Raw genomic sequence first — 5043 nt, forward strand, 5'->3', positions numbered from 1 at the left:
CCTCTAATACAACTCAGCATCAGGAAAAAAGGATTGTGCATGGTGATGGAGCTAATGGACCTACTGGTACTGCAAAGGATGAAAAGTTAACTGCTCAGGGTAAGAAAGAGGAGACCGTAAATATTTTAAATTATAATGTAAGTGCGCTTGTCAGAGAGCCGGGCAACTATTATGTTGAGGTTGTACCACTTAATAGTGTCAATAGCATGATACGTGGTGACAAGGTCATATCAAATGGCGTGTGGCTGGGGAGTAACAGTTAAAGTAGAAAATATGCATAATGAAAAGCTTATATTTGGTGTGGAGGCGTTATATGAAAAAGAAATTACACATTGGATTAGCAGTTGTTATGTCGGGGGTAGTATTGGCGGCATGTAACAACGCAGCAAGCATTCCTGAGGCACCGTCCAGTGAGGCAGAAACTACAGCACAGGCTGAAACATTAGATCAGGAAATGACAGAAGCACAATCTGATACAGAGGAGAAATATGTCGCTATAGATATTAGTGACTGTAAAGATTTTAAGCAGGCAATTGCTAAGCTCACTACGGATATGGGGTACGCAGAGGTTAAGCTGGGAAACCAGGACACTCTTTTAGTTACTGCCGAAACATTCGGCGATGACGGGGCGGAGACGAGAGAAGCTATAATAGCGGATGTATATTGTATGGATGGGGATGACAAGATCCAGTACTGTGGCAGTGTAAGTGCAGGTGGGACTGCTACTCCACTTGCTGTTTCTGGAAACTATCTTTATGCGGCTTCTCATCACTCAATTAAAAAATATACTGTGACTGATGATGGTGTATTGGCTATTGAGGAGGAAGCTTCTGAAAAATTTGATTCATCGGGCAATGCGACTTATTATCTGCACTCAGATCTCCATGATGTTGATGCGGATGAAAATGGCGGTGTAAAGGATGATTCAGCATTAACGGCATTAAATAATGAGTATTTTGATGCAAAAGTCATTGAGTTTACTGTAGTAAAGTGATAGATAGGTGCAGAGATTAGGGATATTGACAAATTTGTTTTGTAATATAAAATCCATATAATTTAAAATAGTTCTATATTGTGAATTGATCTTTCCATAATTATGAGGATAATATTATGACTATTAGTGAGTGTATTTTTGAAAGATTAAAACAATTAAATATGACTCAGAAGGAATTTGGAGAGAGGACAGGGATAGTACCGAGTACTATAAGCTTATGGTTTATTGATTGAATATTGATTTTCGTATAATAAAAAGAGGCAAGTAAGAAAGTAAGGTTTCAACGAAACTCAATATTATGGAGGTGACTGTGACTTTGTATAATGGTTATAATGATCCTAATATTAACCTTGTAGATGATTTAAATAAATATGCCGAAAAAATATTAAAACAACATAATATTTCTATCAAACATAAAGATTCCGCGTATTTGGATTATATGAGATATCTCCATAGAAGAATACCTATCAAGCCTAGAAATATTTTAAAATCCGATGTATTTAGTTGCCCATTAGAATATGAAAATGCATTAAAATCTATGGAGCAAAAAATTGAGAATGGTTCAAATTTAAATCCGTATTTGACCAAAAGTATAGATAATGGTTTGTTTGAGGATAATTTATTAAATTATTGGAATATATATCATTTTCATATAACTGATAAATTGGATAATAGAAATTCAAAATTTTCAGCCAGATCAAATATGCTCTTGTTGGCGATAGTAAATGATGAAACTGTATATATGTTACAAATTTTACCCCATAATGCGGAAAATATATGGTCAAGGCAGGAATATTTAAGTATAGTTCATAGAAATTGGCCATCACTTCTTGGAAGATGTAAGATAGAGGGTGCTAGTATTGATCAGGTTTTAACAGATAAAGAAATGGGGGTTTTACAGAAAGCACAAGTTAATACATTTGTAGCCATTGGAAATGATTTATATATGCCAATGGGAGGTGGAGAAGCAGGTGATGGTTCACCTATAAACATAGTTCTGAAATGGAATCAGATACATAATTATTTACGCAGAAGTGAAATGATACTTCGTGATGATTTTTGGAATATAACTAAAGAAGCAGGTTTTGATGGCCTAATTGATAAAACACAGGTAAAATTAACGCTTCACTCATTCGAGATTAATAAATATGTTATTACGATAGTGGAGAATTCTAGATTGGCATATATGTTAAAATATGGAAGAGATAAAAGCATAACGGCAATAGGATATATAGATGATATCATGGATTATATGCAAGGATGAGGAGTTGCCATTTGAGTGAATTATACAGATGCATAGTCGTAGAATTTCTGGTGGTTAACAATTAGGTTCCAGGTACTGTTATGTCAAGTTTTTCTGTGACTTGCTCGGTGTTATTGATCGTCAAGTAAAATTGACGCATTTACGTCCCGGAATAGACATTCGCACTGGATTAAAAAAGTGAATTTTAGAATATATTTTAATCCCTATATGATATTATAAGGACATTTGTGTCTGTCAGTGCGCCCTGCTAAGGGCGCTTCATATAGCGGATTGTAAACGTCCGCTCGATAAGCTGTAAGCCGTAGCATCGGAAGCGAGTCTTGCGGGTGGCATGGTAACGTGCTACACGAAGCGTAGACAGCATGGTTGCAGGGATAGTGATTGAGCACCGAAAGACTATAAATCCAAAGGACGACGTAGTTTACAGTACGGAAGTCGATATATCTGCCTTCGTTATGTTGCTAAAGATGAAAGAGCTCAATGCAGAGTTATTTTCACTAACGAGAATAGCTATAAAGTTAAAAATGTCAAATTGACATGTGTGTTAACGGACAATATTGAAATAGTTGATGGTATTACACTCTATGATGATAAATTTCCAGACGGGTATTCCATTGAGGGTCAAATAGAAAATGAGGGTGTAAATATTGGCGATTATTCTCCAGGTGAATCAGTTGAAGTATTCTTCTATATCAAGGCAATAGATCCGTCAATAACTGAAGCTGAATGCATAACAGCAAGTGTTTCTATTAATGGTAATTCGTATCACCAGAGCGCAGAAATAGATGTGTGGGATTCGAATGGCGGCTGGGGTGATAATACCAACGGTCGCCGGGCATATTCAAGCGATGAGATTGACGCAGGAAAGTTGGGCAGTCTAATCACCTTTAACTCTATCAGTGATGGACTCATAGGTCATGAGTTTAATTACGTTGGCGCTCGTCAAATTGATGAAACGAATGGATGGCATGCAAATACATTGGAAGTGGAAGACGGAGAAACATATACTATTCGTCTCTATATTCACAATGATAATCCCGGAGGCTTTGATGCAGTTGCAAAGGATGTAAAAGTAACCTTTAGCTTGCCGACACAGTTTTCTAAGCAGCAGAATATAATCGGATATTTAGATTCCTCTAACGCGGTTCCTGCAAGATACTGGGATGGAGTCACATTAAAGAGTGAGCGGTACTTCTTTATCGAGTATCTGGATGGATCGGCGAGATTGTGTAACGAAGGGATTGGAAAAGATGAATGGATTCCCCTTCCGAATGAAATTATAACAAAGGATGGAGCATTGGTAGGATATAGTGCGTTGGATGGTCAGATTCCAGGCGGCTATGATTACTACTGCGAAGTTCAGATAGATGTTAAAGTCCATATGAAGGATTAGGTATTGCCCCTAAAGATCATCCTTCTGAAAGAGAGAACGATGAAATACCCAAAGAAAATTTTCAAGATAGGACCACTCCAAAATAATGTTCTTGTCAATGCTGATGAGAATTCGAGATTTTTGGAGCCCAGAATCAATGCGTTGAAATCATATCCATACGGGTCGCCTGCATTCTATAGTACCCTCGAAGATATCTTCACAGAGTTTGTAGATATCTATGAATTCGATAAGGGCACAGCTGTCCTACCTGAACCATTTGGATCTTTCAGATCAGAGGAACACAAAAAAGAATGGATGGAAAATCATCTTCTTGCAATTGAGTTTGATTACCATCTTGGATGCATCCTTTATAACTACCACGAATGGCTTGTGGATGAAGGGCATCTACCTGACATCGTGTTGGGGAGAATGGTCACAGATTATCCAAATGTATACCAGAGCGTGCTGTATGACTATATCAGTGTGCTTAAGAATATGCCTCCCAAGTATCCATTTGATCTGGTATTTCATCCTTTAACTGATGATGCGGGGGCAGCAAGGGAGAAGGCAATATCTGATCTTCAGCGTGAGCAGTTATACCAAAATAATAAGCCTTACTTTGCAAGTTTCGCGCTGCCAAGTCTTATAGAACGCTTCATGATAAGTTTCATGCAGCAGGGGCTTGTTATAAAGCTGATGATGCAGCTATCTGAGAAGTGTAAAAATGGAGAGATTGAGTTGTCGGAGGATGATAAGCAGTTTATAAATTTGATTCTTAGCCAATCCCAATATATGGATGGCAGCCGAGAAGATGCAATGAGGCACTGCCGGGATTTATTTGATAGAGCAGGATTGATACCTGATGATGCAGAGCAGATAATCCTGGGTACTTTCAGAAACAATCCAATCACTCTCGGACAGTTCTTAAATAATCCATTTGCAAAAAAGCATATCAAAAAGTCTTATTACGATGTGCTGGATATACTGTTCTCGACGAAGAAGGTCAATCTGAGGAATTCAATCATGCATGGGGCCAGTATTACATTCGATCCGTATGCATTGTGCTTCTCAGCTGTTATGCTTCAGATATTTTGGGCTGTGATAGATCGTAAGGCGTTTGAGAAGATTTAGGGAGTTTAATGATGGTCAAGGAAAAGTATTTTCATAACATTGGTGCCTGTCAGTGCGCCCTGCTAAGGGCGCTTCATATAGCGGATTGCAAACGTCCGCTCGATAAGCTGTAAGCCGCAGCATCGGAAGCGAGTCTTGCGGGTGGCATGGTAACGTGCTACACGAAGCGTAGACAGCATGGTTGCAGGGATAGTGATTGAGCACCGAAAGACTATAAATCCAAAGGACGACGTAGTTGACAGTACGGAAGTCGATATATCTGCCTTCGTTATGGCTAGATGG

Annotated in this window: 6 protein-coding genes; all 6 read left to right on the plus strand. The window is 38.4% G+C overall.

The window, feature by feature from the left end:
- On the plus strand, nucleotides 1–263 hold a 263-nt coding region (locus K6C05_RS04215), incomplete at its 5' end, for a hypothetical protein (protein ID WP_296731627.1).
- 50 nt (nucleotides 264–313) lie between these two features.
- The gene (locus K6C05_RS04220) at nucleotides 314–994 is read left to right on the plus strand and encodes a hypothetical protein (protein WP_296731629.1); all 681 of its coding nucleotides are present in this window, start codon (nucleotides 314–316) and stop codon (nucleotides 992–994) included.
- Between the two features lie 116 nt (nucleotides 995–1110).
- Entirely contained in the window at nucleotides 1111–1227 is a 117-nt protein-coding gene (locus tag K6C05_RS11015) for a helix-turn-helix transcriptional regulator (protein ID WP_363317161.1), read from the plus strand.
- Nucleotides 1228–1292: 65 nt separating this feature from the next.
- Nucleotides 1293–2258, plus strand: coding sequence for a hypothetical protein (locus tag K6C05_RS04225; RefSeq protein WP_296731632.1), 966 nt, complete (start codon nucleotides 1293–1295; stop codon nucleotides 2256–2258).
- Between the two features lie 541 nt (nucleotides 2259–2799).
- Nucleotides 2800–3651 carry a hypothetical protein gene (locus K6C05_RS04230; protein ID WP_296731635.1) on the plus strand — a complete coding sequence of 284 codons (852 nt, stop codon included), beginning with the start codon at nucleotides 2800–2802 and terminating at the stop codon, nucleotides 3649–3651.
- 39 nt (nucleotides 3652–3690) lie between these two features.
- The gene (locus tag K6C05_RS04235; RefSeq protein WP_296731638.1) at nucleotides 3691–4761 is read left to right on the plus strand and encodes a hypothetical protein; all 1071 of its coding nucleotides are present in this window, start codon (nucleotides 3691–3693) and stop codon (nucleotides 4759–4761) included.
- Nucleotides 4762–5043 lie beyond the last annotated feature (282 nt).

The organism is Anaerovibrio sp. (assembly GCF_024697385.1).
GTDB lineage: Bacteria > Bacillota > Negativicutes > Selenomonadales > Selenomonadaceae > Anaerovibrio.